The sequence below is a fragment of the Serratia sp. A07 genome (assembly GCF_058725505.1).
In genome coordinates this window covers 1-533 of sequence record NZ_JBZXDO010000253.1, presented here as the reverse complement: position 1 = coordinate 533, position 533 = coordinate 1, and the positions used below count along the sequence as shown (strand labels likewise).

Below are 533 nucleotides of genomic sequence, written 5' to 3'. Positions count from 1 at the left end.
AATCCGGGGGTTTTTGCGTCTGGGCCTTGCCCAATCCTGTTCACCTTCTGGCGTGAACGACCATTGAACACACACTGTCTCCACGATACCAAACTTTCCCCGTTGCCAGCAAGCGGCAACCGGTTACGCGCGCGGCAAAACCGGCACGGACGGGCGTCGCCGGCAAATGCCGGTGGTCATGACGCCGTGAAGCAATGTGCAGACCTGCAGGTCAGGCAGGCGAGGGGGGGTCAGCGCCCGCGCAGGCGGCGCGCCGGTGTCGGCGGATACCAGTGATAGTCAGCCACCTCCGGCAGGGTCGAGTGGCGATTTCGCGGGCGGCGAGCATTGGGAGGGGCGCTCAGCTCAGCCAGATAGTCGTCCAGTATCAGTTGCTTTTGCCGCGCAGACAGGCGATAGCCCTGGTCAAGCTCGCGCCGCGCATAGAGTCCCGCCAGCACCGTGCGCTGGTACTCATCCAGGTCGTCGACGGTTTGGGGTCGTCGGGTCATTTCTGCTCTCCTTATCGTTGACGGCTTACGCCGTGCGCCAGA

1 protein-coding gene is annotated in these 533 nt (G+C 63.6%); it reads right to left on the bottom strand.

Translation table 11 applies throughout. From position 1 onward, the window contains the following. Window positions 1-230: 230 nt before the first annotated feature. Complete coding sequence (locus AC4PR2_RS29590; protein WP_492176137.1) at window positions 231-491, bottom strand: hypothetical protein; 261 nt, start codon at window positions 489-491, stop codon at window positions 231-233. Window positions 492-533 lie beyond the last annotated feature (42 nt).

Coding starts and splice junctions, on each gene's coding strand:
- AC4PR2_RS29590 (WP_492176137.1), bottom strand. CDS start 491: ATGACCCGACGACCCCAAACCGTCGACGACCTGGATGAGTACCAGCGC.